The following is a 21,893-nucleotide window of genomic DNA, read 5'->3' on the forward strand; positions in this document are numbered from 1 at the left end:
TCATCCCCCTGTAAAATCCATGTGATTTTCCAGAGCGGTGCGTACAAATCACTTGCGGGGCCGGACCAGAAGCACATGGAGCTTCCGGCTCAGATCTGCCAGACACCACGCGATCGCCATGCCGCTTGCAATGCCGAGGGCGGCCAGAAAGGTCTGCTCCCCAAAGTGCTCTGCCGCCCGCAGATCGCTGGAGACCACCGCATTCATGCAGTAGTAAAGCGTGCTGCCGGGGATGAGGGGAATGGCCGACGTGATGAAAAACGGCGTGGAAGGCGCATTGCAGCACCGGGCAAGGATCTCGGCATAGAGGGCGGCACAAAAACCGGCCAGCAGATTTGCAAGAAAGACGCTGCTCAGCGCATGATCGGCCAGCAGGTAGGCCAGCCACGCCAGAAACCCGCCCACAGCGGCGGCAGGCAGGTAGCGCCGGTTCAGGTTGAAGATCAGCCCGAAGCCGACAGAACCCAAAGCTGCACTGAGCAGCTGCGATAAGACCTGCATCATGCGATCCCTCCCATCAGCCAGATGGCTGCCATCATGCCCAGTGCAAGGACTGCGGCCATCAGAATGGCCTCCACCAGCCGCAGAGAGCCGGAAATGATATCGCCGAGCAGGATATCTCGGATGGAATTTGTCAGCATGATGCCGGGGATCAGCAGCATGATGATGCCAATGAGGATCTTGTCTGCGTGGAGCTGCGGCCCGATGCGGCAGAACAGCAGGGTGGAAATGCCGCAGCAAAATGAGGCGATGAACTGAAATTCCACGCCGTTCATGCAGAACGGTGCAAGGCAGCGCTCCATCCAGAAGACCAGCACTGCAATGACGCCGGCCAGCAGGCCGTCCCACAGGCTGCCCCCAAAGAACACGGCAAAGCTGGAAGCAGCCAGCACGCTGCCCGCCAGCCGGAGCCGGGAGTCTGCACGCTTGGCAAGGATTGCGTCCAGCTGCCTTTGAAATTCCTCCACGGAGGGCGGTGCCGCGCAGATCCGGCGGCTGAGTGCATTGAGCTCTTCCAGCATGAGCAGATCGTTCCCGGACGCATGGCGCAGACGGCGTGTCTGGGTCTGCGGCGGGAGCTGCGGCATTGTCAAGGTGACAACGATGCTGGATGTGATGACGAACACATTGACCTCCTGCGCGCCGTATGCGGCTGCGATGCGGTTCAAGGTATCTTCTACGCGGAAAACCTCGGCCCCGCTGTTCTGCAGTGCTTCTCCCATTTTGATCAGAATGCAGAGAAAGCGGCTGACTTCTGCTTCTCCCATGAAATATCCCCTTTTCGGCTTTGTCTTTTGCCCCTATTATAATGGTTCTGCGGGATGGAAACAAGGGTGGTAGGGCTGCCTGCACGGAAATCCGCTTTTGCAGCCTGAGCCAAATCAAAAGCCTTCCCCTTTCCCGGCGTCTTGACAAGCCCTTTTCTTCTGGTTACAATACGGAAAAGAGTCTGCAGACCGTCTCTTTGCAAATTTCAGCCGCCGGCTCCGGGAAAGGAACTTCGTCATGGAACCAAAAACCAAACAATATCTGCTCGTAACTGTTGTGGGCGTAACGCTTTTTGTTGCACTGCTGCGGCTTTCCACCGTTCTGGCCTTTGCGGCAGAACTCGTGGATCTGATCCTGCCCATTCTGGCAGGCGGCATTCTGGCACTTTTTATCAACGTGCCCATGAGTGGGCTGGAAAAGCGGCTGAAACGTCTGTTCCGCAAGGCCAGAAAGCAGCCGTCGGATAAAGCCATCCACCTTATCAGCTTTTCCATCACGCTGCTGGGCGTTGTGCTTGTGCTGGTGCTGGCTCTGACCCTGCTGATCCCGGAGCTTGTGCAGTCCTTCCACAGTCTCTATCTGCAGATCGAGGCAAACATTCCCCGCTGGACCGCCTATCTGAGTGCGCAGAATGCCGACACAGGCTGGCTGATGAGCTGGCTGGAAGGCATCAACTGGGAGCAGCTGCTGCACAAGATCACTGCCGGCATCGATACTGTGCTGATCAATGCGGTAAGCGCCGTATCTGCCACGGTGAATGTTGCGGTGACAGCCTCCTTTGCCCTGATCATCTCCATCTATATGTCCCTTGGCTCGGAAAGTCTCTGCCGACATGCCCGCACGCTGGTGTGCGCCTATCTGAAGCCGAACCACGCCGCCGGGCTGCTGAAGTTCTGCAGAGCGTTCCGCCAGTCTTTCGCAAACTTTCTTACCGGACAATGCAGCGAGGCGGTGATCCTCGGCGTCCTCATGACCCTTGCGTTTTCCGTTTTCCGGATCCCCTACGGCAGTCTTGTGGGAATGCTGACCGCCATCTGCGCCATCATCCCCTACGTCGGCGCGCTGATCTCCTGCGTGGTCAGCGTGTTCCTTGTGCTTTTGGTGGACCCTGTGCTGGCGGTGCGCTGCCTCATCGTTTACCTTGCCGTGCAGTTCATTGAAAATCAGTTCATCTATCCCCGCGTGGTGGGCAAGTCCGTGGGGCTTTCTCCCCTTTACACCCTTGTTGCCGCCATGATCGGCGGAAAGCTCTTTGGCATCATCGGCATCATCTTCTTCATCCCCCTGACTGCGGTGATCCTCGAGCTTGTGAAGGAGGACGCCTGCCGCCGCCTGCGTGCAAAAGAAGAGCAGCAATAAAAGCAGCGGCCCCGGAAAGCTTCTGAAAATGCTTTCCGGGGCCGTTTTATTCTTGTCCGGGGGTGCCCCCGCAGCATTCACTTGAAATATTGGGGGAAGGACTTCCGGATGGTGGCCAGATTTTCGGTGTACCGCTGCATATGCCGGGCGGCAATGGTGCGGGCAGCGGCGGTATCCTTTGCCTCGATGGCCTTCAGCAGGCTGGTGTGGTCATCCAAAATTGCTTCTGCCGGGCGGCAGCGGAAGCTGAGCATCGTGGTGCGGTCGAAATGAGGGGCCAGATTTTCCACCAGCTCATACCAGTAAGGGCAGCCGCACAGCTCATACAGCATTTTGTGGAACTCCTTATCCAGTGCAAAGATCTTTTCCTCCTGCGCCCGCTGAATGTACATCTGCCACAGCGCCACATTCTCCCACAGACGGTCGAGCTCCTGTTTGGTCAGCATTTCGCAGGCCATCCCCGCCAGCTCTGTTTCCAGCACTGCCCGGAGATGCCGGACCTCTTCCACCAGCCCGGCGTCGATGAGGGAGACATAGGTGCCGATCTTGGGCCGGATCTCGATCAGCCGCCGCTGCGCCAGCTCCAGCTCTGCTTCCCGGAAGGGGGTGCGGCTGACCCCCAGCTGCTCGCACAGCTCCGGCTCGTTGAGTTTTTCTCCGGGTTCCAGACGGGTGTTGACGATGTTATCGATCAGCACCCGCAGGACAAAATTTTTAGCAGATTCCTGCTCTCTGCGTTCTGAGATGGTGATCATGGAAATGCTCCTTCTATCCGTTTGCGGTCTGCTCAGGGCGTATCTGAAAACAAAGAAAATGGCGAGTATTCCGCAGTCACAGGCGGGCTCCAGGGTTTTTTCCCACAAGATCCTGCTGTGGCTGCAGAAACAGGCTGGATTTTCGACTTTTCAGCTGCACGCAAGGGTTGCAGCCTGCTCACAGTATAGCACAAACCGCTTCGGCTTGTCCCGTTTTTTGCAGAAAATGCAGCAAAAAGCAAAGCATACAGGGCGCGATTTTTGCTGCCGGAGCAGATCATGGACTTTTTAAAGCTGGAACAGGTCGATCCGCACAGCCATGGCAAGGCCATAATAGACCACAACAGCCGCCCGATCATGGATGGTGGTGCTCAGCGGCCCGGATAAGATGCAGGAAAGATTTCCGCTTTTGCCTTGACTTTACCCCTGTTTTCTGCTTTAATACCTTTGATAAAAGGGAGTAAAGGGCCGTTTTCCGTTTTGTGATCCGGAAAACGGCTGCATGGCAGCGTCATCACGGCAAAATGCCCGATGTCATGTGTTCGCTTGAGACTTTTGTCACAGACAAGGTACTGTGGCAGAGGTCTCTTTTTTCTTGCCGCTGTACCGGAGCACAAGGAGGCAAAGAAAAAGCATGAACTTTCTGAACACATTCGCAAGTCTGTTTTCCAACTTTGGAAACCTGACATGGCAGATGGTGGTGATGTGGGCCATCGGTGCGCTGCTCATTTACCTTGCCATCGCCAAAAAAATGGAGCCGAGCCTGCTTTTACCCATGGGCTTTGGTGCCATTCTGGTCAACCTGCCCCTGTCGGGCGCCATCACGCAGGGCGATACGGTAGGCCCAATTTCCGCTCTGTTTGATGCGGGCATGTCCAACGAGCTGTTCCCGCTGCTGCTCTTCATCGGCATTGGTGCCATGATCGATTTTGGCCCGCTGCTGGAAAAGCCGTGGCTGATGCTCTTTGGTGCGGCGGCACAGTTCGGTATCTTTTTCACCCTGTTTCTGGCGGGCTTCTTCTTTGACCTGAAGGATGCCGCCTCCATTGCTGTCATCGGTGCAGCGGACGGCCCCACTGCCATCTTTGTGGCAAACACCCTCAACTCCCAGTATCTCGGTGCCATCATGGTGGCAGCCTACAGCTACATGGCTCTGGTGCCCATCGTGCAGCCGCCCGTTATCCGGCTGCTGACCACCAAAAAGGAGCGCCTCATCCGGATGCCTTATGAAAAAGGCAGCGTTACCCAGCTGACCAAGATCCTGTTCCCCATCGTCGTGACCATCATTGCGGGCATAGTCGCCCCTGCCAGTGTGGCGCTGGTGGGCTTTTTGATGTTCGGCAACCTGCTGCGGGAGTGCGGCGTGCTGAATGTGCTCAGCGAGACCGCACAGAATGTGCTGGCAAACCTGATCACCATCGTGCTGGGCCTGACCGTTGCCGGGCAGATGACCGCAGACAAGTTCGTCCGGCCCGACACGCTGCTGATCCTTGCACTGGGTCTGGTGGCCTTCGTCTTTGATACCGCAGGCGGCGTGCTGTTTGCAAAGCTGCTGAATCTGTTCCTGCCCGAAGGCAAAAAGCTGAACCCGATGATCGGTGCAGCCGGCATCTCGGCTTTCCCCATGAGCGGCCGCGTCGTCAACAAGATGGGTCTGGAAGAGGACAGCCAGAATTTCCTGCTGATGTATTCCATCAGCGTCAATGTTTCGGGGCAGATCGCATCCGTCATTGCAGGCGGTCTCATCCTGACCCTGATGACTTAACGGAGGTGTACTTATGCTTCATCTTTCTTCGTGGATGGTCACCCTGCCGATGATGCTCATTGGGATGGTCGGCATCATCCTCGTCATCGGCATCATCGTTCTGTCCGTGATGCTGCTGAACCGGCTTACCAGCCGGAAATGATTTTTCCTTTTACCGTTTGACTGAACAGAAAAAGTCCGGGCCTGTTTCCGCTCAGAGAAAGGCCCGGGCTTTTCGTTTGCTCTGGTTTGTGGTATACTATAGTGTATTTTGAAATCACCCTTTAAAAAGAGGTATCATTATGAAAGCACATATCGCACGCAACCAGAACGCCGGTGTGCCGCTGGCGCTGGGCTGGAATCTTTCCAATGCTGACCGCGGCAAGCTGGAGGGCATGGCCCCCGCCTTTGGCATGAAGCTGCTGCTCGTGTCCCCTGCGGATGCCGGCAAGACCGTTGCCCAGCTGCTGGGCGAGGTGGAGACCAGAACCGCCCGCACGCTGGTGCTGGAACCGGGTGCCTATCCTCCGGCACTGGTGCTGGCAAACTTCAAGGATAAGGATGTGGACACCCTGCTGGACCTGATGAAGCAGGCACAGGTGAACATCCCGCTCAAGGCCGTGGTCACTCCCTCCAACCGCAGCTGGGTGTTCGGCGACCTGCTGGCCCACCTGCAGGAGGAGCACGCAGCCGTTACCGCCGCAAAGGAGAACCAGACCCTATGAAGACCCGCGCAAACCGTTTGGTCAGCATGCTGCTGGCCGGTGCGCTCTGCCTGAGCCTGCTGGCCGCTTGTGCCCCCAAAAAGAAGGAGCTGACCCGCTACTCCACCATTTTTTACGATGTGTTCGACACCGTAACGCAGGTGATCGCCTATTGTGAGAGCGAAGAGGTGTTCAAGACCCAGATGGACGCTCTGCACGCAGACCTTGTCACCTACAATCAGCTGTACGACATCTACAACGATTACCCCGGCGTGACCAACGTGAAGACCATCAACGACAACGCCGGCAAGGCCCCCGTGGAGGTGGATGACCGCATCCTTTCCATGCTGGAGCTGGCCGACCAGATGTACGCCACCACCAACGGCAAGCTGAACATCGCCATGGGCAGCGTGCTGAACATCTGGCACAACTACCGCGAAGCGGCCGAAGCCACCGAGACCGATGCGGACAACAAGCTGCCCGGCATGGACGAGCTGGAAGCTGCCGCCCAGCACTGCGACATCAACAATGTCATCATCGACGAGGACGCCAAGACCGTCTATCTGGCCGACCCGGACATGCGGCTGGACGTGGGCAGCGTGGGCAAGGGCTATGCCGTGGAAATGGCATGTCAGGCAGCCGAGGCCCGCGGCCTGACCAGCGCTCTGGTGAGCGTGGGCGGCAATCTGCGTGCCATCGGCACAAAGCCGGACGGCAGCCAGTGGACCGGCGGTGTGGAAAACCCGTGGAACGCTTCCGACCTGTACACCGCCAGTTCCATGCTGAGCGGTGCCATCAACATGAGCGATATGGCCCTTGTGACCAGCGGCGACTACCAGCGCTACTTTGTGGTGGACGGCAAACGCTATCACCACCTGATCGACCCGGACACCCTGTTCCCTTCCGCCTACTTCAATGGCGTGACCGTGCTGTGCAGCGACTCCGGTCTGGCCGACTGCCTGACCACCGGCCTGTTCTGCCAGCCGCTGGAGGACGGGCTGAAGATCGTGGAAAGTCTGGACGGCGTGGAAGCCATGTGGTGCACACCGGATCAGCAGATCATTACCTCCTCCGGCTGGGATGCCCATTTGAAAAACTAAAAGCATTTCGACAAAAAGAAAAGCACTGCAATGCAGTGCTTTCTTTTTGCTTCAAAATTCGGTCGGCGCGTAATAGCTGGGAATGGACGCCGTTTTCTGGGCGCTTGCCTGCTGGCGCAGCGCCGATCGGGTCACCTCTGCCCAGGAATACTGGGTCATATACTCGCCCCGGTAGGAGTTGATGGCCGAGCGATCCCCCTTCAGGAAGTTGTAGTAATCGCAGTCCACCTTGCCCGTATCGATGGCCAGCGTGCTGCGGCCGCGGATGAGCAGGCCGGTAACACCTGCATCCTCCAGCGCATGGCTCAGGTCAAAGATCAGGTTGCGCAGATGGCTGTGCAGGGATGCGGTATCGGGCTTGTCCTCCCACAGCACCGCCAGCATTTCACCGTTGGTACAGGTGGCACCGTTGCGGTCCACCAGATAGGCCAGCAGCTCTTTGCTCTTGCTGCGCTTGAAGGCCAGTGTGCGCCCATTGACAAAGATCTCAAAATTGCCGAAGCATTGGATCTTGACGCCTGCCGGGCCATCCTCCGGCGGGTAGCGCAGATGCTTCAGCACATTCTTGACATCATCCTCGTTTGCGGGCTTGAGCAGAAAGCCGCTGACGAAGATCTGCAGCGCTTCCAGCGCATATTCCGGATGCTCTGTCACCACAATGATGTTGCAGCGCGGCTGCAGCTTCTGGATCATGCGCGCCAAACCAAGCCCGTTCATGCCGGGCATTTCCAGATTCAGGAAGGCAGCATCCATAGGCCCCTGACGCATCCATGTCAGAGCGTCTTCGGTGGTCATGGCGCTGATATAATCACAATCGGGTGCAACACGGCACAGGATGCGGACCAGCGAGTTGATCGCAAGCTGTCCGTCATCGACGACCAATATCTTCATTTAATAATACACCCCCGCAAGATTACGATCAAAATGATCCCCCTTGTTCAGTTTAACACGTCACCCACTGATTCGCAAGTTATTTTTGCACAAAAAACGGAAACTTTATCTTAATTACGAAAAAGCACCTCTTCCGTGCAGTTTGTCCGCAAAACCACTGACCAAAAGAGGTGTCTGAGCCGGATCTCATTGCCCGCAGCAAAGGCAGTTATACAAGATATTCCGTGTCGTCCAACCCTGTTAGTTTCTGTGCCGTAGTTTCTCCCACATGACTGCACAGCCGCTCATAGGTCTGCCGCATCCGGGTCGGGCGGGAGGTGCAGTTGTGTGCATCGGAAGAGACCGCGTCCACCAGCCCCGCCTTGACCCAGTGCTCCAGCCGCATCCGCTGCCAGAAGCCGCTGTCCAGCACAGCCGAGCAGTTGATCTGGCAGCGCAGCCGGTACTGCTCATGCAGGCGGGCCAGCAGGCCGTGCTGCGCAAGGCAGGGATACCGCTCAATGTGGGCCACCAGAATGCGGTAGCCCGCACCCGTGATCTCCTGCAGAGCCGTTTCCAGCTCCTTTGCCTTTATGTTCGGCACGAACTCCAGCAGCACCCAGCCGGTATCTCCCAAGGTCAGCAGCCGGCGCTGGACTGCCGCATATCCCGCCGCAGGGGTATACAGCAGCTCAGAGCCGTGCTCCAGCTTCAGGTCGTAGCCTTTTTGTGTGCAGTATGCGCGGGCCAGAGCCAGATGCCGGTCATAGACTTCCTGCGGGAAGCGTTCCATGCCCGGCGTGCTGTGCGAGGTAGCAAACAGGTGCCGCACACCGTCTGCTGCCGCTGCATCCAGCATGGCATACATTTCTTCTCTGGTCTGCGCACCATCGTCCACGCCGTAGACGAAGTGCGCATGATAATCCGTAAAGCCGCTCATTTCTTTTCCGCTTCGTGGCTCCGCTTATAATACTTTCTGTAATAGCCGTACTTTCCATACTTTGAGTAGGATTTGTAGTACTTGCGGCCCATATAGTTGTCGTAGTCCACCTGATTGAGCACGGTGCCCAGAATGGGGCAGCCGGTCTGCTCGATCTGCTGCTTCACGTCCAGCAGCTCCTGACGGCTCACATCGTTGTAGTTCACTGCGATCAGGGTGCCGTCACATGCCTTGGCGATCTCTGCCGCATCAATGACCACGCCCACCGGGGGTGCGTCCACAATGACGTAATCTGCCATTCTGGCCAGCATATCCAGCAGTTCGGCAAAATGGCTGTTGGTCAGCAGCGCCAGCGGGTTGGGCACATCGCGGCCCACCGGCACCATGATCGCGTTGGGGATGTCGGTCTGGTAGATGACCTCATCCATGCCCACCATACCGGCCAGAAAATGGGAGAGGCCCTTGCCATCGCTGCGGCCGTCCTCATATTTCAGGCCGTAGTCACTGTTGACCATGCTGCGGCGCAGGTCTGCGTCCACCAGCGCCACCTTGATGCCGCGCTGTGCCAGCGTGCGCATCAGGTTCATGGACAGATAGCTCTTGCCCTCTGCAGCATGGCAGCTGGTGATCATGATCTTTTTGACATTCGCACCTGCAAAGGAGAGGTTGGTGCTCAGGGTGTTAAAGGCTTCATTTCCCGCATAATCCAGAGCCGGAAATTTTGTGATCTTCAGCTGTTTCATGCTTTCCTCCCAGAGCTGCCACCCACACGGCGGCGGACATCATCGGCAAACCGCTTGGTGCGGCGCTTGAACTCGCTTTTCTCTTTCGGCTGTTCGCCAGCGTCGGCCAGTGGGATCGATGCCAGCACGACCATGCCGGTATACTTGCGGATATCATCGGCAGACTTGTAGGTATCGTCCAGCATGGTCCGCAGCACCACCACGGCGCTGGCCAGCACAAAGCCCACTACAAAGCCCAGCAGGATGTTCTTGGCCTTGTTGGGGCTGAACGGATTCTCCGGCACACGCGCAGAAGACATCAGGGTGGGCTCGTCCGTCTTCATCTTTTCCGAGATGTACTTTGCGCCCACATCCGCATACTCGTTTGCGATCGCTGCCGCTTCTTCCGGGTCCGGGTTCGTGACCGTGATATCCAGCATACGGGTGTCGCTGGTGTTGGTGACAGACAGCATACTGGCCATATCGGTGTAGGTATAATTCAGGTCCAGGTTGCTGATGACCTTTTCGTGGACTTCCCACATTTCAAAAACCTTGATGTAATCGCTGGTCAGCTCGCTGCCGACCTGCAGGTCGGAGAAGTTCAACACCGAATCATTGCGGCTGACCACATAAATGGTGGCCGTTGCTTTGTACATCGGCGTTACCAGAAAAAACGTATAAAGCGCCATCAGTACGGCACCCACCACAGCCGTGGCTGCAATGAGCGTCCAGTGGGCCAGCAGACCCATGAACAGTTCCAGCAGATCAATGGTGTCTTCTCCCTGTTCCGGCTGTACTGCTAAAGCTGTGCGCTCCTTCACAATAGTATCTTGCTGCACGATTCCACTCCTTATAACCTTATAATACTGCCGCCCATGCGGCCCGGGCGTTGCGCCCTTTCCTCTATTTTTCTAAATCCCATACGTCAAAAATGCGGCGTTCCCTTTTTCATCAGGGAGCACCGCAAATGATGCAGTCTGCTAATTACTTTGCGGTAGCAACAGAAGCAGTTGCCTTGCCAGCCTGAATGTTTGCCATGGTCACGCCATCCAGCACAACCTTGACAACACGCCGGGTCACAGGTTTACCATTGACGGTGGAAGTCTGCTCAACAACGGTACCAACCACAGGCAGAGTCACAACGTTGCCATTCGCAGTGACGACCTTGACCGTAACGACAACCTGAGTGCCTGCCTTGGGCAGAGCTGCAAAGTGGAGGTAAGCGGCAACATCGCCCATTCTAGCCACATAACCGGTAACCTCCAGCTCCTTGATCTCGCTGATGGTCACATTGCTGCCCAGAATGCGGGTAATTTCAGAATAGGCATCTGCACCCAGATAAGCCTGCACGCTGCCTGCTGCCTTCAAAGCTTCCTCTTCCTCGGCAGAAACAGTGGTGGCCTTTAACTCGATGTTCATGCCCTCAGAAGAAGAACCGGTGGCCTCAAAGGTAATCTTGCCGGCATCCTTATCTGCGCTGGTCGGGCTTGCAGGAGCAGTCTCTGCTGCAAAAGCAGTGGCTGCAACCATACTTACGGCCAGAACCACAGAAACTGCAACACCAACGACCTTTTTCATTTTCATATGACTCTTCCTTTCAAACTTTCACACTCTTTCCCCGAGAGTACCTCTATCTAAATGTGCAACACACACATTTATTCAACCTGTTCATAGAAAAGCTGCAATACAGCCTGCTGCAGGCTTGCAGCATCCGGATAGAACTCCATAAAGCCATCGGCACCGATCTCATGGGTGCCTTCCGGCTTGATTGTATCCATCCGCTCATAATCCTTTGCCGCCCACACTTCATTTGCCAGCTGGCCGCGCGGGATGTTCGTATAGAGATACGGTTCCATTGCGTCGTAAGCCGTGAGCACAAAGTTCTGGTTCTGCTTTACTTCAGCATCCAGCTGTGTGGCAAGCTTCTGGATATACTGTTCCTGCCGGGCCATGCGGGCCTCATTGGTGCCAACGCCGATGCTGCGGCGGGTACGGACAAAGGTCTCTGCCTGGTCGCCATGCAGCGTCAGGGTCGTGCCCTTGGTCATAGCCGGATCGATGGCGGAGAAATCATCCTCCAGCGTAACGGTAATGCCGCCCGCCAAGTCATTCAGTGTTGAAATGCCATCCAGACCCATGGAAAGGTACTGATCGACCGTCTGTCCGCCCAGCAGATTTTCCACAGCTTCCACTGTGACCTCGCAGCTGGTCTGGCGTCCATCGCCAAAGCCATAGCCCACACAGATCTGCTGCTCCACCGGCTCATACCGGTCCCCCATAACGCCCAGCACTGTCACCGGCGTGATCGTGTCACGGTCGATCTGCAGCTGCTGCACCGTCTTGTTGTTACTGTCCAGCACGATCAACCGGAGGAAATCCGCCTGACCGGCCTGCCGGTATGCATAGGACTCCTGCGTTTCATGATCCACGCCCATTACAAGAATGGTCGTAAGCCCGTCACGCTTTTTGTAGGTATGGCCGTTCAGTTCCACGGTCTCCTGCTCTGCCTGCGGCAGCTCGGTCCGGGTCTCCGGTTTCCGGCTGCGCTTTTCCAGCCAGCTGCCGCCTGCAAAAAGCAGCAAAGCCGCCAGCACCAGTACAGCCAGCGCCGCAGCAGCAGTGCGATATTGTTTTTTTGTGTTCAAAAAGGTACGCTTCCCCTCTTCCCCTCGGAATATGATCCTGCCGGAAAATATTCCACGGCTTATTATAGCGTCACAGCCGTGCAACTGTCAATGCATTTTTCGCTATTTTAGCTGTTATATCAGTTTTTTTCACCCTTATTTTTCTTTGAAATCAAGGAAGAAACCCGGCAGAGCTGCACTTTAAAAGAATGCAGAAACGCGCTATACTAAAAGCAAAAACAGTTAGTGGAGGAATGCTTGTATGAATCCGACTCTGCGAAGGGATGCAGATGCCATCATCCGCTCCAGCCTGAACGCCGTTCTCCCGGACGAAGCCGTGCGCCGTGCGTTGAAAGCCTTTGCGCCGAGGGGCGGCAGAGTGCTGCTGGTGGCAGCGGGCAAGGCGGCCTGGCAGATGGCACACGCTGCGGTGGAAGCACTGGGCCGTGTGGACGGCGGTGTGGTGGTGACCAAATACGGCCACGTAAAGGGTGAGATCCCGGGCGTGACCTGCTGTGAAGCAGGCCATCCGGTCCCGGACGAGAACAGCTTTGCTGCCACCGAAAAGGCGCTGGCCCTTGTGCAGGGCCTGACGGCAGAGGATACCGTGCTGTTCCTGCTCTCCGGCGGCGGCAGCGCATTGTTCGAGCGGCCGCTGCTGCCCGGGGAAGAGCTGCAGGACATCACAAGCCAGCTTCTCGCCAGCGGGGCCGATATCGTGGAAATGAACACCATCCGCAAGCGGCTTTCCGCTGTCAAGGGCGGACGGTTTGCGCAGGCCTGTGCCCCGGCAGAGGTGTTCAGCATCGTGCTCAGTGACATCCTCGGCGACCCGTTGGACATGATCGCCAGCGGCCCGGCGGTGCCGGACACCTCCACCTGCGCACAGGCCCTTGCCATTGCGGAAAAGTACCATTTAAACCTGTCGGAACAGGCAAAGACGCTGCTGCAGCAGGAAACGCCCAAAGCGCTGGGCAACGTGACCACTCGGATCACCGGCAGTGTGCGGGAACTGTGCACCGCTGCGGCCAATGCCTGCCGGGAATTGGGCTATGAGCCCATCCTGCTGACCGATCAGCTTTGCTGTGAGGCCCGGGAAGCGGGCAGCTTTCTTGGCTCCATCGTCCGCACCCACACGGGGCACGGGAAAAAGCTGGCCTATATCGCAGGCGGCGAGACGGTCGTCCACCTGACCGGCAAGGGCCTCGGCGGGCGGAATCAGGAGCTGGCGCTTGCGGCAGCTCCCGCCATTGCAGGGCGGAACGCAGCAGTGTTCTCGGTGGGCAGCGACGGCACCGATGGCCCCACTGATGCTGCAGGCGGCTATGTGGACGGCGAGACCCTTGCTGCGCTGACTGCAAAAGGCTGGAACGTGTTTGACACCCTGCAGCACAACGATGCCTACCACGCCCTCCGGGCTGTGGAGGGGCTCATCATGACCGGAGCCACCGGCACGAACGTCAACGATGTGGCCGTGGCATTGCTCCGGGGGCTTGACAGCAAAAGCTCAAAGTGATATGATTTTGATATCATAAAGAAACACTTTCAAACCCCGATAAGAAGGAGACCATTATGGAAGAGAAAATTCTGCAGACCAAAAAGAACGGCATGGTCATGCTGCTGCTCACCCTGCTGGGCTATGTGGTGTTCACGGCACTGTTCGTGTACAGCCTGATCCTGCTGGACACCAGCCTGTTCCCGGGCATTCTGCTCATGGCGCTGTCCATCCTGTACTGGGTGGCGGGCATTTTCCTGTTCTGCGGCCTGAAGGTGCTCAAGCCGCAGGAAGCACTGGTGCTCACCCTCTTCGGTGATTACATCGGCACCTTAAAAGGACAGGGCTTTTACTGGGTGAATCCGTTCTGTACCGCAGTCAACCCTGCAGCGGGCACGAAGCTCAGCCAGAGCGGCGATGTGAACAGCGGCGAAACCGGCATGGCGGCCCTGCTCAAGGCAGGTAACAGCAGTGCCCAGACCGCAGAATCCACTAGCAAGAAGATCTCGCTCAAAATGATGACCCTCAACAACTCCCGCCAGAAGATCAACGACTGTCTGGGCAACCCGGTGGAGATCGGCATTGCGGTCATCTGGCGGGTCACCGACACCGCAAAGGCCGTGTTCAATGTGGACAACTACAAGGAATACCTCTCCCTGCAGTGCGACAGCGCCCTGCGCAACGTGGTGCGCGTTTATCCTTATGATGTAGCCCCCAATGTGGACACCACCGGCGACGGCGTAGCCGATGAGGGCAGTCTGCGCGGTTCCTCGGAGGTGGTAGCCGCCCGCATCCGGGACGAGATCCAGAAGAATGTTGAGCAGGCCGGCATCGAAGTGGTGGAGGCCCGCATCACCTATCTGGCCTATGCGCCGGAGATCGCAGCCGTGATGCTGCAGCGCCAGCAGGCAAGCGCCATCATCGATGCCCGCAAGATGATCGTGGACGGTGCCGTGGGCATGGTGGAAATGGCCCTGGACCGCCTGAGCGAAAACAAGGTGGTGGAGCTGGACGACGAACGCAAGGCGGCGATGGTCTCCAATCTGCTGGTGGTGCTGTGCGGCAACCGTGACGCACAGCCCATTGTGAACAGCGGCAGCCTGTACTGATGGCAGAGCCCAAAAAACAGGTGCCCCTGCGCCTGAACGCGAAGCTCTACGACGCCCTTGCCGCCTGGGCAGAGGATGACTTCCGCTCGGTGAACGGGCAGATCGAGTATCTGCTCACCGAGTGCGTGCGTCAGCGCAAAAAGAACGGGAAGTACGTCTCGGATCAGATCGACGTCCCGCCCGAACTCGACATCAAGTGATAGCATAATTTGGCCCGATGGGCCGCTGCAAACAGCTCCATCCAAAAAATGAGACAGGCTTCCCCGAAAACAAGGGGCTGCCTGTCTCATTTTTGCTGTAAGTGATCGTGAGCGAAAATCTTCAATGCTCTGCCCAGTCGCTGCTGCGGCCCACGGCCTTGTGCCAGCCTGCCAGCAGGCGGGTGCGTTCGGCCTCGTCCATCTGCGGGGCAAAGGTCATGTTGCAGTGCCACAGGCTGCGGATCTCGTCCCGGTCCTTCCACACACCGGTGGCAAGGCCCGCCAGATAGGCGGCGCCCAGAGCGGTCGTCTCCCGGATGGCCGGGCGCAGCACGGTCTTGTTCAGGATGTCGGCTTGGAACTGCATCAGGAACTGGTCACGGGAGGCGCCGCCATCCACCTTCAGCGAGGTGATGGGCACGCCGATGTCTTTTTCCATAGCCGCCACAAGATCGGCGCTCTGGTAGGCGATGGATTCCTCCGCCGCGCGGATGATATGGTTTTGGGTGGTACCGCGGGTGATGCCCACGATGGCACCGCGGGCGTACATATCCCAGTACGGTGCACCCAGACCGGTAAAGGCGGGCACGATGTAAACGCCGCCGTTGTCCGGCACCTTCTGGGCGTAGTATTCCGCGTCGCGGCTTTCCTGATCATGCGCAGACCGTCGCGCACCCACTGGATCACAGCACCACCCACAAAGACGCTGCCCTCCAGCGCATACTCCACCCTGCCGTTCAGGCTGATGGCAATGGTAGAGATCAGGCCGTTCCGGCTGCGGCAGATGGTGTTGCCAGTGTTCATCAGCAAAAAGCAGCCGGTGCCGTAGGTGTTCTTGGCCTCGCCCTTGCCAAAGCAGCTCTGCCCGAACAGCGCAGCCTGCTGGTCACCGGCAATGCCGGCCACCGGGATCTGCACACCGCACAGGTCGGTGGTGCCGTAGACCTCGCTGGAATCGGTCACGCGGGGCAGAATGCAGCGCGGGATATCCAGCGCTTTGAGCAGAGTGTCGTCCCAGTCCAGCGTGCGGATGTTATACAGCATGGTGCGGCTGGCGTTGGTGCGGTCGGTGACGTGTACTCTGCCGCCGGTCAGCTTCCAGACCAGCCATGTGTCCACAGTGCCGAACATGATCTCCCCTGCCTCGGCCCGCTCCCGCGCACCGGGCACATTGTCCAGGACTCGGCTTGATCTTCGTTGCGGAGAAATAGGCATCGGGCATCAGGCCGGTGTTCTCCCGGATGTAGTCTGCCATGCCGGGCTGCTGCAGCAGTTCATCCACCAGCGGAGCCGTGCGGCGGCACTGCCAGACGATGGCATTGTAGATGGGGCGGCCGGTGGCCTTTTCCCACAGGATGGTGGTCTCCCGCTGGTTGGTGATGCCAATGGCGGCGATATCGTGGGCATCGACACCGCTCTGGGCCACCACCTCGTTCATGACTCCATACTGGGTGGACCAGATTTCCATAGGGTTGTGCTCCACCCAGCCCTGCTGCGGATAGATCTGCTCAAACTCGCGCTGCTGCACCGCAATGATGTTCTGCTCATTGTCGAACAGGATGGCACGGCTGCTGGTGGTTCCCTGATCCAGCGCCAGAACATATTTTGTACTCATGCTTTTGCTCCCTCCGTATCGTTTCAGGAGTGTGTATTACAGATTTCGCGTCGCCACAATGTCCACGCCGGTGCCGCACACGTCGGCCAGCACCACCTGCCCGGTGCGGACGGGTGCGTGCAGGGTGACGCGGTCCAGCGCAGCCATGACCTCGGTCATCTTCTCTTTGGGCACAGCCTGCGCAGTCTTTACCGGGCAGCGCGGATACAGCCCGCCCTCCACCCGCACGGTGCTGGTGAGGATGCGGGTGGGGTGGGTCAGTTCCTCCCTGCCGTAGGCGGCACCGTTGGGACAGGCGTTTCCCGTTACATTATAATCATTTTCCGGGTCCACCTGCAAGTGGCAGCCGCAGGGACAGCAGATGCAAATAACTTCTTTGATACAGCTCATTCTGCAATAACCTCCTCTACCGCGACGGTCAGAGGGCCGTCCGCTTTTTCCAGCAGGACTTTTGGCAGGGTGATGTGCTCCATCTCACCGGGTGCCATGCGCTGGCGCTTGAACCGGGCCAGCTGCCTGCCGCCGCAGGCCACTGTGATCTGGCTGGGGCCGTAGTTCTGCCGCACGCGGAAGGAAATATTCACGCTCCTGTCCACATCGGCGGGGCGCACCCGCTGCGGCACGGTGTAGCCCACGCCATTGCCCGGGACAAGGTCAAGCACAACCGTATCGGAGGCTTCGCCCTTCAAAACATAGGCCGCCGCAGAAGCACCGGCAAGATCGCTCTCGCCCGAAACGAAGTCCACCAGATCATGCACGTGCACCACATTGCCGCAGGCGAACACACCGGGGATGCCGGTCTCCATATTCTCGTAGACCACAGCGCCCTTGGTGTGGGGGTCCATGGGGATCCCGGCCTGCCGGGTCAGCTCATTTTCCGGGATCAGGCCGACGCTGAGCAGGATGGTATCCACATCAAATTCCATTTCGGTGCCCGGGATGGGGCGGCGGTTCTCGTCCACCTTGGCAACGATGGCCTTTTCTACGCGGGCCTTGCCCTGAATATCCACGATGGTATGGGACAGATACAGAGGGATGTCGAAGTCCTGCAGGCACTGCACGATGTTGCGGGTCAGGCCGCCGGAATACGGCATGACCTCCACGCAGGCCAGCACTTTGGCCCCTTCCAGCGTCATGCGGCGGGCCATGATCAGACCGATATCGCCGCTGCCGAGGATGAGCACCCGCTTGCCTACCAGATAGCCCTCCATGTTGACATAGCGCTGGGCAGCACCGGCGGTGTAGATGCCGGCAGGGCGGGTGCCCGGGATGCCGATGGCACCGCGGGTGCGCTCCCGGCAGCCCATGCAGAGGATGATGCTTCTGGCTTCCAAAATCTGATAGCCCTTTTCCCGGCTGACACAGTGGATCTTTTTGTCCGGGGTGACCTCCAGCACCATGGTGCCCAGCTCCACCCGCACGCCGGTGGAACGCAGCAGTTCAATGCAGCGTCCGGCATACTCCGGGCCGGTGAGCTGCTCCCCAAAGCGGTGCAGACCAAAGCCATTGTGGATGCACTGGTTCAGGATGCCGCCCAGTTCGTTGTCCCGCTCCAAAATCAGAATATCGCGCAGGCCGTGCTGCCATGCGCTGTAAGCTGCGGCAAGGCCTGCCGGGCCGCCGCCGACGATGACCAGATCAATCATGGTGATTTTCCTCCTGCTTGGTTTCGCACAGTAAGACGTTGGTACCGGCTTTATCCTGCAGCACGTCCAGCGGGCTGATGCCCAGCGTTTTGCTGATCAGCTCCAGCACCCGCGGCCCGCAGAAGCCGCCCTGACAGCGGCCCATACCGGCACCGCAGCGGCGCTTGACGCCGTCGATGGTGGCTGCGGGGATCTCTTCCCGCAGGGCGTTCAGAATTTCGCCCTCGGTGATCGTCTCGCAGCGGCAGACCACGCGGCCGTATGCGGGATCTTCCGCAATGAGCCGGGCCTTTTCTTCCGGCGAACACTCCTTAAAGCGCACTCTGGTGCGGCCGTCCCTGTAGTCTGTCTTGGCGGCGGGCAGGTCGCCGTGGGCCTTCAGGTCTTTGGTAACTTCCTTTGCGACAGCCGGGGCACTGGACAGGCCGGGCGATTTCATACCGGCCAGATCAATGAAACCGGGCGCGCCCTCTGCTTCGCCGATAACGAAGTCGCCCGTGTCCACATTGGCGCGGACGCCCGCAAAGTTGCGGATGGACTCCCCGAACCGGATGCTCGGCACGCTGCGGCGGGCTGCGGCGCTGACAAAAGCCAGACCGGCAGCGGTGCAGGCGGTGTTGTCGCCCTCTACCCGAACGGCGTCCGGGCCAACGAGCAGGTTGCCGTGGACGGTGGGCGCGACCAGAACGCCCTTGCCGTTTTCGTTGGGGCACTGGAAGATGACGTGGTGCACACGGCTGCCCTCGGATTTGTCCAGCAGGTAGTATTCGCCGCGGGTGGGCTGGATGGTAAATTTATGGGGCGCAGCCATATCGTGCACGGCCTGTGCCGAGATGCCTGCCGCATTGATGATGTAGCGAGTCTCCACGATGCCATCGGGCGTTGTCAGTGCCCATCCGTCGGCAGTCTTTTCAATGTGGGTCACAGGGCAGCTGCGGTGCAGCTCCACGCCGTTGCGCACAGCTACTTCTGCCATGGCCAGTGCAAAATCCCACGGGCTGACGATGGCGGCGCTGGGCGCATACAGCGCGCCAACCACATTGGGAGCCAGATTCGGCTCCATGGCAAGCGTTTCCTCTGCGGAAAGCAGCCGGATACTCGGCACGCCGTTGGCGATGCCGTTCTCATACAGTTTCTGCAGGTGGGGCAGCTCCTCCGGGCTGAGGGCCAGCACCAGACTGCCGCACTGACGGTACGGCACATCCAGACGGGCACAGATCTCCTTGGCCAGTGCAGAGCCCTCCACGTTGAGCCGTGCCATCTGGGTGCCCGGCTCGGGATCGTATCCGGCGTGCAGAATAGCACTGTTGGCCTTGGTCGTGCAGTCTGCCACATCGTTTTCCGCCTCAAAGACCGCGGTCTGCAGCCGGTAGTGTGACAGCTCGTAGGCACTTGCTGCGCCGATGACGCCGCAGCCGATGATCGCTACATCCAGCATAAATACCTCCTGATCGCTCTGTTTTCCGAACAAACGAAAAAGAGCAGAGCAAACAAAAGGGTTTTTGCTTTCCCTCTTGTTTGTTCTGCTCGATTCTCTGAACAAACTTTTATTGTCTTTATAATAACGCAGTCCGCACAAGATGTCAAGGCATTTGTTCAAAAATAATAGTTATATCAGACGAAAGCGTTCGATCTGCAGGCTGCAGCACCACGCAACGTGTCACCGCCATTTCTTGCTTTTATAATACCATGAACAAGGTTCCTGCAGCAATGAGCGCACAGCCGATCAGACTTTTGGGCGTGAACGGCTCATGCAGGATGAAAAATGCCAGTGCCAGCGTGATGACCACGCTCAGTTTATCGACAGGAATCACCTTGGACGCTGCACCGATCTGCAAAGCGTGATAGTAGCACAGCCAGCTTGCACCCGTGGCAAGGCCGGATAGGATCAGGAACAGCCAGCTTTTGTGAGAAATATCCCCGATGCCGGTCTGTGTTCCCGTCAGAAACACCATGCCCCAGCTCATCAGGAGCACAACTGCAGTGCGAATGGCCGTGGCAAGCGTGGAATTTACTCCGTCAATGCCGATCTTCGCAAGAATAGATGTCAATGCGGCAAATACCGCCGACCCCAACGCAAAAACAAACCACATACTGCTTCCTCCTGTTTTTCTCAACTCTACCACCATTTCAGGCCTATTTCAAGTAAACGTGTTTGGGATAGCGGTGCGGGAGCATTCTGTTCAGCGGCCTTTCGGCGGGGCGTTTTCGTCCGGGGCGCTGCCGCTGCCGGAGTTCAGGATCGCCACGAACTGCTGCAGCTGCTTGAGGGAGCTGACACCCAGTTTATCGTAGATATTCTTGTTGTGGAAGCGCAGGGTGCTGTCCTTGATGTCCAGCTGCTGCGCGATCTTCCGGGTGCGCAGCCCGGCGGCGTAGCCGTCAAAGATGCGGCGTTCGGTCTTGGTCAGGGTGGGGATGCCCGCCACAAAGGTCTGGAAGGCATCGGGCACCGACTCGTTGCGGCACACGTCCGCCAGCCGGGACAGCTCGGTCTGCATCTGCTGGCGTTCCAGCTGCAGCTCGTCCATCCGCCGCCGGGACTCCCGCCGGTCTTCCTCGAACTGCCGGAACGCCGGCGAGAGGATGCGCCGGTGGAAGTTCATGCAGCAGAACACCACGAAAAAGGCGATGAACAGGCCGATGAGCAGCATCTGCAGATTGCCGGAAAGGACCAGTCTCCGGTAGTCCGCCATGGGGATGCACACCGCCAGCCGGTAGGACTGGCTCTCGCTCAGGCGGCACAGCTGGGAGATACCCGCATAGGCGCTGTCGGAGCCGGTCAACTGGGTCAGCCCGCCGCCCATGCTGCGCAGCATCAGCGTGTCCCGGGGGGCATGGTAGTAGCCGCCGGTGGTGCCGCTGCTGAGGGCGGCATCGGCGGCAAGGCCGTCCCCCGCCGGGGCCAGCAGACAGCTCAGCCGGTCAAAGCCGGTGGGCTGGGCAAAGTTCTGCTTGAAGTAGCTCTCGCTGATCTCAAAGCCGCACAGCCCGTACATCGTGCCGTCCCGCCCCCGCAGGGGCAGCAAAAACAACTGCACCTCCTCCGAGGTGCCGGGCAGCTCGAACCGCTCGGTCAGCGTATAGGACTGGTACAGCGGGGCGCTGCCGGGGGTCATCCAGCGGTCGTAGTCCGGGAACTGGTCGGTCTGGAACTCCATGCGCCACTTGCGGTGGGGCATCACGCTGTGGGCCTTGCCCACCTCCGCACTACCCCGGTACAGCAGCAGGGGCACGGTGGGGGTGTCGGCACCGCTTTTCTGCACATACAGCCCGGCGCGGGAATGCTCTGCTCCCTCCATGCGGGTGTTGACGGTGGCATCCAGCAGCACAAAAGCGCCGGAACAGCCGGTCTGGCGCAGACAGCGGCACAGCGGCTCGATCATTTCCTCCTCCAGCGCGTTCAGCACCTCGGGGGAGTCGTTCAGCTGGGCAAAGGACATCTGCCGCAGGGCAAGCTCCTTGTCCACCTCTGCGCTCATGTCCTCGGACAGGTTCACGCCCATGACCGCCAGCTGGTCAAAATAGCGCTCCATATCGTTCTGGAACACCGAAAACTGGATCTGCAGACTGCGGCTGATGTCCTTTTTGGTGTTGTGCAGGCTGGCAAACAGGAACAGTGCCGCACCAAAGGTCAACACCAGCAGCACCACCAGCAGCAGGCAGGCCCACAGCAGCCGGCTGCTCATGGGGCTCTGGCGGATTCTTTCACGGTGCCGGTCAACAAAGTGCATCAAAGTC

The 21,893-nt window shown here is 58.6% G+C and carries 23 protein-coding genes and 1 pseudogene; 8 read left to right on the forward strand and 16 right to left on the reverse strand.

The genetic code is table 11. The annotated features are described in order from the left end of the window. Window positions 1-48: 48 nt before the first annotated feature. Together ACKXF7_RS15125 and ACKXF7_RS15130 are read right to left on the reverse strand one after the other, a co-directional pair. Window positions 49-504 (reverse strand): threonine/serine exporter family protein, encoded by a 456-nt coding sequence (locus ACKXF7_RS15125; protein WP_423741754.1) that lies wholly within the window; start codon window positions 502-504, stop codon window positions 49-51. Next, the gene (locus ACKXF7_RS15130; protein WP_423741755.1) at window positions 501-1,268 is read right to left on the reverse strand and encodes a threonine/serine exporter family protein; all 768 of its coding nucleotides are present in this window, start codon (window positions 1,266-1,268) and stop codon (window positions 501-503) included. The genes ACKXF7_RS15125 and ACKXF7_RS15130 overlap by 4 nt, the downstream gene beginning before the upstream one ends. A 238-nt stretch (window positions 1,269-1,506) precedes the next feature. Between ACKXF7_RS15130 and ACKXF7_RS15135 the strand changes: the two genes are divergently transcribed. Further along, complete coding sequence (locus ACKXF7_RS15135; protein ID WP_423741756.1) at window positions 1,507-2,628, forward strand: AI-2E family transporter; 1,122 nt, start codon at window positions 1,507-1,509, stop codon at window positions 2,626-2,628. A gap of 77 nt (window positions 2,629-2,705) precedes the next feature. Here ACKXF7_RS15135 and ACKXF7_RS15140 read toward each other — a convergent pair whose 3' ends face one another. Beyond that, complete coding sequence (locus ACKXF7_RS15140) at window positions 2,706-3,383, reverse strand: GntR family transcriptional regulator (RefSeq protein WP_339396056.1); 678 nt, start codon at window positions 3,381-3,383, stop codon at window positions 2,706-2,708. 634 nt (window positions 3,384-4,017) lie between these two features. On the opposite strand from ACKXF7_RS15140, the gene ACKXF7_RS15145 reads away from it, so the two are divergent. The 4 genes from ACKXF7_RS15145 to ACKXF7_RS15160 all read left to right on the forward strand — a co-directional run bounded on the left by ACKXF7_RS15145 (window position 4,018) and on the right by ACKXF7_RS15160 (window position 6,931). Continuing rightward, window positions 4,018-5,148, forward strand: coding sequence for a sodium ion-translocating decarboxylase subunit beta (locus tag ACKXF7_RS15145; RefSeq protein WP_249238276.1), 1,131 nt, complete (start codon window positions 4,018-4,020; stop codon window positions 5,146-5,148). A gap of 13 nt (window positions 5,149-5,161) precedes the next feature. Next, window positions 5,162-5,290: an oxaloacetate decarboxylase gene (locus ACKXF7_RS15150; protein WP_249238275.1), complete on the forward strand. Its 129-nt coding sequence runs from the start codon at window positions 5,162-5,164 to the stop codon at window positions 5,288-5,290. A gap of 139 nt (window positions 5,291-5,429) precedes the next feature. Continuing rightward, the gene (locus tag ACKXF7_RS15155; protein ID WP_348583932.1) at window positions 5,430-5,852 is read left to right on the forward strand and encodes a DUF3783 domain-containing protein; all 423 of its coding nucleotides are present in this window, start codon (window positions 5,430-5,432) and stop codon (window positions 5,850-5,852) included. Further along, complete coding sequence (locus ACKXF7_RS15160) at window positions 5,849-6,931, forward strand: FAD:protein FMN transferase (protein WP_423741757.1); 1,083 nt, start codon at window positions 5,849-5,851, stop codon at window positions 6,929-6,931. The genes ACKXF7_RS15155 and ACKXF7_RS15160 overlap by 4 nt, the downstream gene beginning before the upstream one ends. A 51-nt stretch (window positions 6,932-6,982) precedes the next feature. Here the strand turns inward: ACKXF7_RS15160 and ACKXF7_RS15165 are convergent, their stop codons facing one another. From ACKXF7_RS15165 to ACKXF7_RS15190, 6 genes are all read right to left on the reverse strand, one after another. Then, complete coding sequence (locus ACKXF7_RS15165) at window positions 6,983-7,822, reverse strand: response regulator (RefSeq protein WP_249238272.1); 840 nt, start codon at window positions 7,820-7,822, stop codon at window positions 6,983-6,985. A 208-nt stretch (window positions 7,823-8,030) separates the two neighbouring features. Beyond that, the gene (locus tag ACKXF7_RS15170; RefSeq protein ID WP_423741758.1) at window positions 8,031-8,741 is read right to left on the reverse strand and encodes a CpsB/CapC family capsule biosynthesis tyrosine phosphatase; all 711 of its coding nucleotides are present in this window, start codon (window positions 8,739-8,741) and stop codon (window positions 8,031-8,033) included. Then, window positions 8,738-9,484 (reverse strand): CpsD/CapB family tyrosine-protein kinase, encoded by a 747-nt coding sequence (locus tag ACKXF7_RS15175; protein ID WP_423741759.1) that lies wholly within the window; start codon window positions 9,482-9,484, stop codon window positions 8,738-8,740. The genes ACKXF7_RS15170 and ACKXF7_RS15175 overlap by 4 nt, the downstream gene beginning before the upstream one ends. After that, window positions 9,481-10,302 (reverse strand): YveK family protein, encoded by an 822-nt coding sequence (locus tag ACKXF7_RS15180; RefSeq protein WP_423741760.1) that lies wholly within the window; start codon window positions 10,300-10,302, stop codon window positions 9,481-9,483. Before ACKXF7_RS15180 ends, ACKXF7_RS15175 begins: the two co-directional genes overlap by 4 nt. 145 nt (window positions 10,303-10,447) lie before the next feature. Then, the gene (locus ACKXF7_RS15185) at window positions 10,448-11,047 is read right to left on the reverse strand and encodes a hypothetical protein (protein WP_423741761.1); all 600 of its coding nucleotides are present in this window, start codon (window positions 11,045-11,047) and stop codon (window positions 10,448-10,450) included. 71 nt (window positions 11,048-11,118) lie between these two features. After that, window positions 11,119-12,108, reverse strand: coding sequence for an LCP family protein (locus ACKXF7_RS15190; RefSeq protein WP_423741762.1), 990 nt, complete (start codon window positions 12,106-12,108; stop codon window positions 11,119-11,121). 241 nt (window positions 12,109-12,349) lie between these two features. Between ACKXF7_RS15190 and ACKXF7_RS15195 the strand changes: the two genes are divergently transcribed. Genes ACKXF7_RS15195 through ACKXF7_RS15205 form a run of 3 tightly spaced genes read left to right on the forward strand, consistent with a single transcriptional unit; the run spans window position 12,350 to window position 14,891 of the window. Next, a complete protein-coding gene (locus ACKXF7_RS15195) occupies window positions 12,350-13,603 on the forward strand; it encodes a glycerate kinase type-2 family protein (RefSeq protein ID WP_423741763.1) in 1,254 nt (417 codons plus the stop codon). 56 nt (window positions 13,604-13,659) lie between these two features. Continuing rightward, window positions 13,660-14,691: an SPFH domain-containing protein gene (locus ACKXF7_RS15200; RefSeq protein ID WP_249238265.1), complete on the forward strand. Its 1,032-nt coding sequence runs from the start codon at window positions 13,660-13,662 to the stop codon at window positions 14,689-14,691. Beyond that, complete coding sequence (locus ACKXF7_RS15205) at window positions 14,691-14,891, forward strand: PTS ascorbate transporter subunit IIC (protein WP_005940562.1); 201 nt, start codon at window positions 14,691-14,693, stop codon at window positions 14,889-14,891. Before ACKXF7_RS15200 ends, ACKXF7_RS15205 begins: the two co-directional genes overlap by 1 nt. Before the next feature lie 121 nt (window positions 14,892-15,012). Here the strand turns inward: ACKXF7_RS15205 and ACKXF7_RS15210 are convergent. The 7 genes and pseudogenes from ACKXF7_RS15210 to ACKXF7_RS15240 form a co-directional block, all read right to left on the reverse strand. Next, window positions 15,013-16,022: pseudogene (locus ACKXF7_RS15210) on the reverse strand (FGGY family carbohydrate kinase). Beyond that, complete coding sequence (locus tag ACKXF7_RS15215; protein WP_423741764.1) at window positions 15,925-16,506, reverse strand: FGGY family carbohydrate kinase; 582 nt, start codon at window positions 16,504-16,506, stop codon at window positions 15,925-15,927. Before ACKXF7_RS15215 ends, ACKXF7_RS15210 begins: the two are co-directional and overlap by 98 nt. Before the next feature lie 36 nt (window positions 16,507-16,542). Next, the gene (locus ACKXF7_RS15220; protein ID WP_423741765.1) at window positions 16,543-16,896 is read right to left on the reverse strand and encodes a DUF1667 domain-containing protein; all 354 of its coding nucleotides are present in this window, start codon (window positions 16,894-16,896) and stop codon (window positions 16,543-16,545) included. Then, a complete protein-coding gene (locus ACKXF7_RS15225) occupies window positions 16,893-18,152 on the reverse strand; it encodes an NAD(P)/FAD-dependent oxidoreductase (protein ID WP_423741766.1) in 1,260 nt (419 codons plus the stop codon). The genes ACKXF7_RS15220 and ACKXF7_RS15225 overlap by 4 nt, the downstream gene beginning before the upstream one ends. Beyond that, window positions 18,145-19,590: an NAD(P)/FAD-dependent oxidoreductase gene (locus ACKXF7_RS15230; RefSeq protein WP_423741767.1), complete on the reverse strand. Its 1,446-nt coding sequence runs from the start codon at window positions 19,588-19,590 to the stop codon at window positions 18,145-18,147. The genes ACKXF7_RS15225 and ACKXF7_RS15230 overlap by 8 nt, the downstream gene beginning before the upstream one ends. A 241-nt stretch (window positions 19,591-19,831) precedes the next feature. Continuing rightward, a complete protein-coding gene (locus tag ACKXF7_RS15235) occupies window positions 19,832-20,245 on the reverse strand; it encodes an EamA family transporter (RefSeq protein ID WP_423741768.1) in 414 nt (137 codons plus the stop codon). Window positions 20,246-20,335: 90 nt separating this feature from the next. Beyond that, a complete protein-coding gene (locus tag ACKXF7_RS15240; protein WP_423741769.1) occupies window positions 20,336-21,886 on the reverse strand; it encodes a helix-turn-helix transcriptional regulator in 1,551 nt (516 codons plus the stop codon). Between the last annotated feature and the right edge of the window lie 7 nt (window positions 21,887-21,893).

It is taken from the genome of Faecalibacterium sp. 7, assembly GCF_049562865.1.
Taxonomy (GTDB): domain Bacteria; phylum Bacillota; class Clostridia; order Oscillospirales; family Ruminococcaceae; genus Faecalibacterium; species Faecalibacterium wellingii.

Coding starts and splice junctions, on each gene's coding strand:
- ACKXF7_RS15125 (WP_423741754.1), bottom strand. CDS start 504: ATGATGCAGGTCTTATCGCAGCTGCTCAGTGCAGCTTTGGGTTCTGTC.
- ACKXF7_RS15130 (WP_423741755.1), bottom strand. CDS start 1,268: ATGGGAGAAGCAGAAGTCAGCCGCTTTCTCTGCATTCTGATCAAAATG.
- ACKXF7_RS15135 (WP_423741756.1), top strand. CDS start 1,507: ATGGAACCAAAAACCAAACAATATCTGCTCGTAACTGTTGTGGGCGTA.
- ACKXF7_RS15140 (WP_339396056.1), bottom strand. CDS start 3,383: ATGATCACCATCTCAGAACGCAGAGAGCAGGAATCTGCTAAAAATTTT.
- ACKXF7_RS15145 (WP_249238276.1), top strand. CDS start 4,018: ATGAACTTTCTGAACACATTCGCAAGTCTGTTTTCCAACTTTGGAAAC.
- ACKXF7_RS15150 (WP_249238275.1), top strand. CDS start 5,162: ATGCTTCATCTTTCTTCGTGGATGGTCACCCTGCCGATGATGCTCATT.
- ACKXF7_RS15155 (WP_348583932.1), top strand. CDS start 5,430: ATGAAAGCACATATCGCACGCAACCAGAACGCCGGTGTGCCGCTGGCG.
- ACKXF7_RS15160 (WP_423741757.1), top strand. CDS start 5,849: ATGAAGACCCGCGCAAACCGTTTGGTCAGCATGCTGCTGGCCGGTGCG.
- ACKXF7_RS15165 (WP_249238272.1), bottom strand. CDS start 7,822: ATGAAGATATTGGTCGTCGATGACGGACAGCTTGCGATCAACTCGCTG.
- ACKXF7_RS15170 (WP_423741758.1), bottom strand. CDS start 8,741: ATGAGCGGCTTTACGGATTATCATGCGCACTTCGTCTACGGCGTGGAC.
- ACKXF7_RS15175 (WP_423741759.1), bottom strand. CDS start 9,484: ATGAAACAGCTGAAGATCACAAAATTTCCGGCTCTGGATTATGCGGGA.
- ACKXF7_RS15185 (WP_423741761.1), bottom strand. CDS start 11,047: ATGAAAATGAAAAAGGTCGTTGGTGTTGCAGTTTCTGTGGTTCTGGCC.
- ACKXF7_RS15195 (WP_423741763.1), top strand. CDS start 12,350: ATGAATCCGACTCTGCGAAGGGATGCAGATGCCATCATCCGCTCCAGC.
- ACKXF7_RS15200 (WP_249238265.1), top strand. CDS start 13,660: ATGGAAGAGAAAATTCTGCAGACCAAAAAGAACGGCATGGTCATGCTG.
- ACKXF7_RS15205 (WP_005940562.1), top strand. CDS start 14,691: ATGGCAGAGCCCAAAAAACAGGTGCCCCTGCGCCTGAACGCGAAGCTC.
- ACKXF7_RS15215 (WP_423741764.1), bottom strand. CDS start 16,506: ATGAGTACAAAATATGTTCTGGCGCTGGATCAGGGAACCACCAGCAGC.
- ACKXF7_RS15220 (WP_423741765.1), bottom strand. CDS start 16,896: ATGAGCTGTATCAAAGAAGTTATTTGCATCTGCTGTCCCTGCGGCTGC.
- ACKXF7_RS15225 (WP_423741766.1), bottom strand. CDS start 18,152: ATGATTGATCTGGTCATCGTCGGCGGCGGCCCGGCAGGCCTTGCCGCA.
- ACKXF7_RS15230 (WP_423741767.1), bottom strand. CDS start 19,590: ATGCTGGATGTAGCGATCATCGGCTGCGGCGTCATCGGCGCAGCAAGT.
- ACKXF7_RS15235 (WP_423741768.1), bottom strand. CDS start 20,245: ATGTGGTTTGTTTTTGCGTTGGGGTCGGCGGTATTTGCCGCATTGACA.
- ACKXF7_RS15240 (WP_423741769.1), bottom strand. CDS start 21,886: ATGCACTTTGTTGACCGGCACCGTGAAAGAATCCGCCAGAGCCCCATG.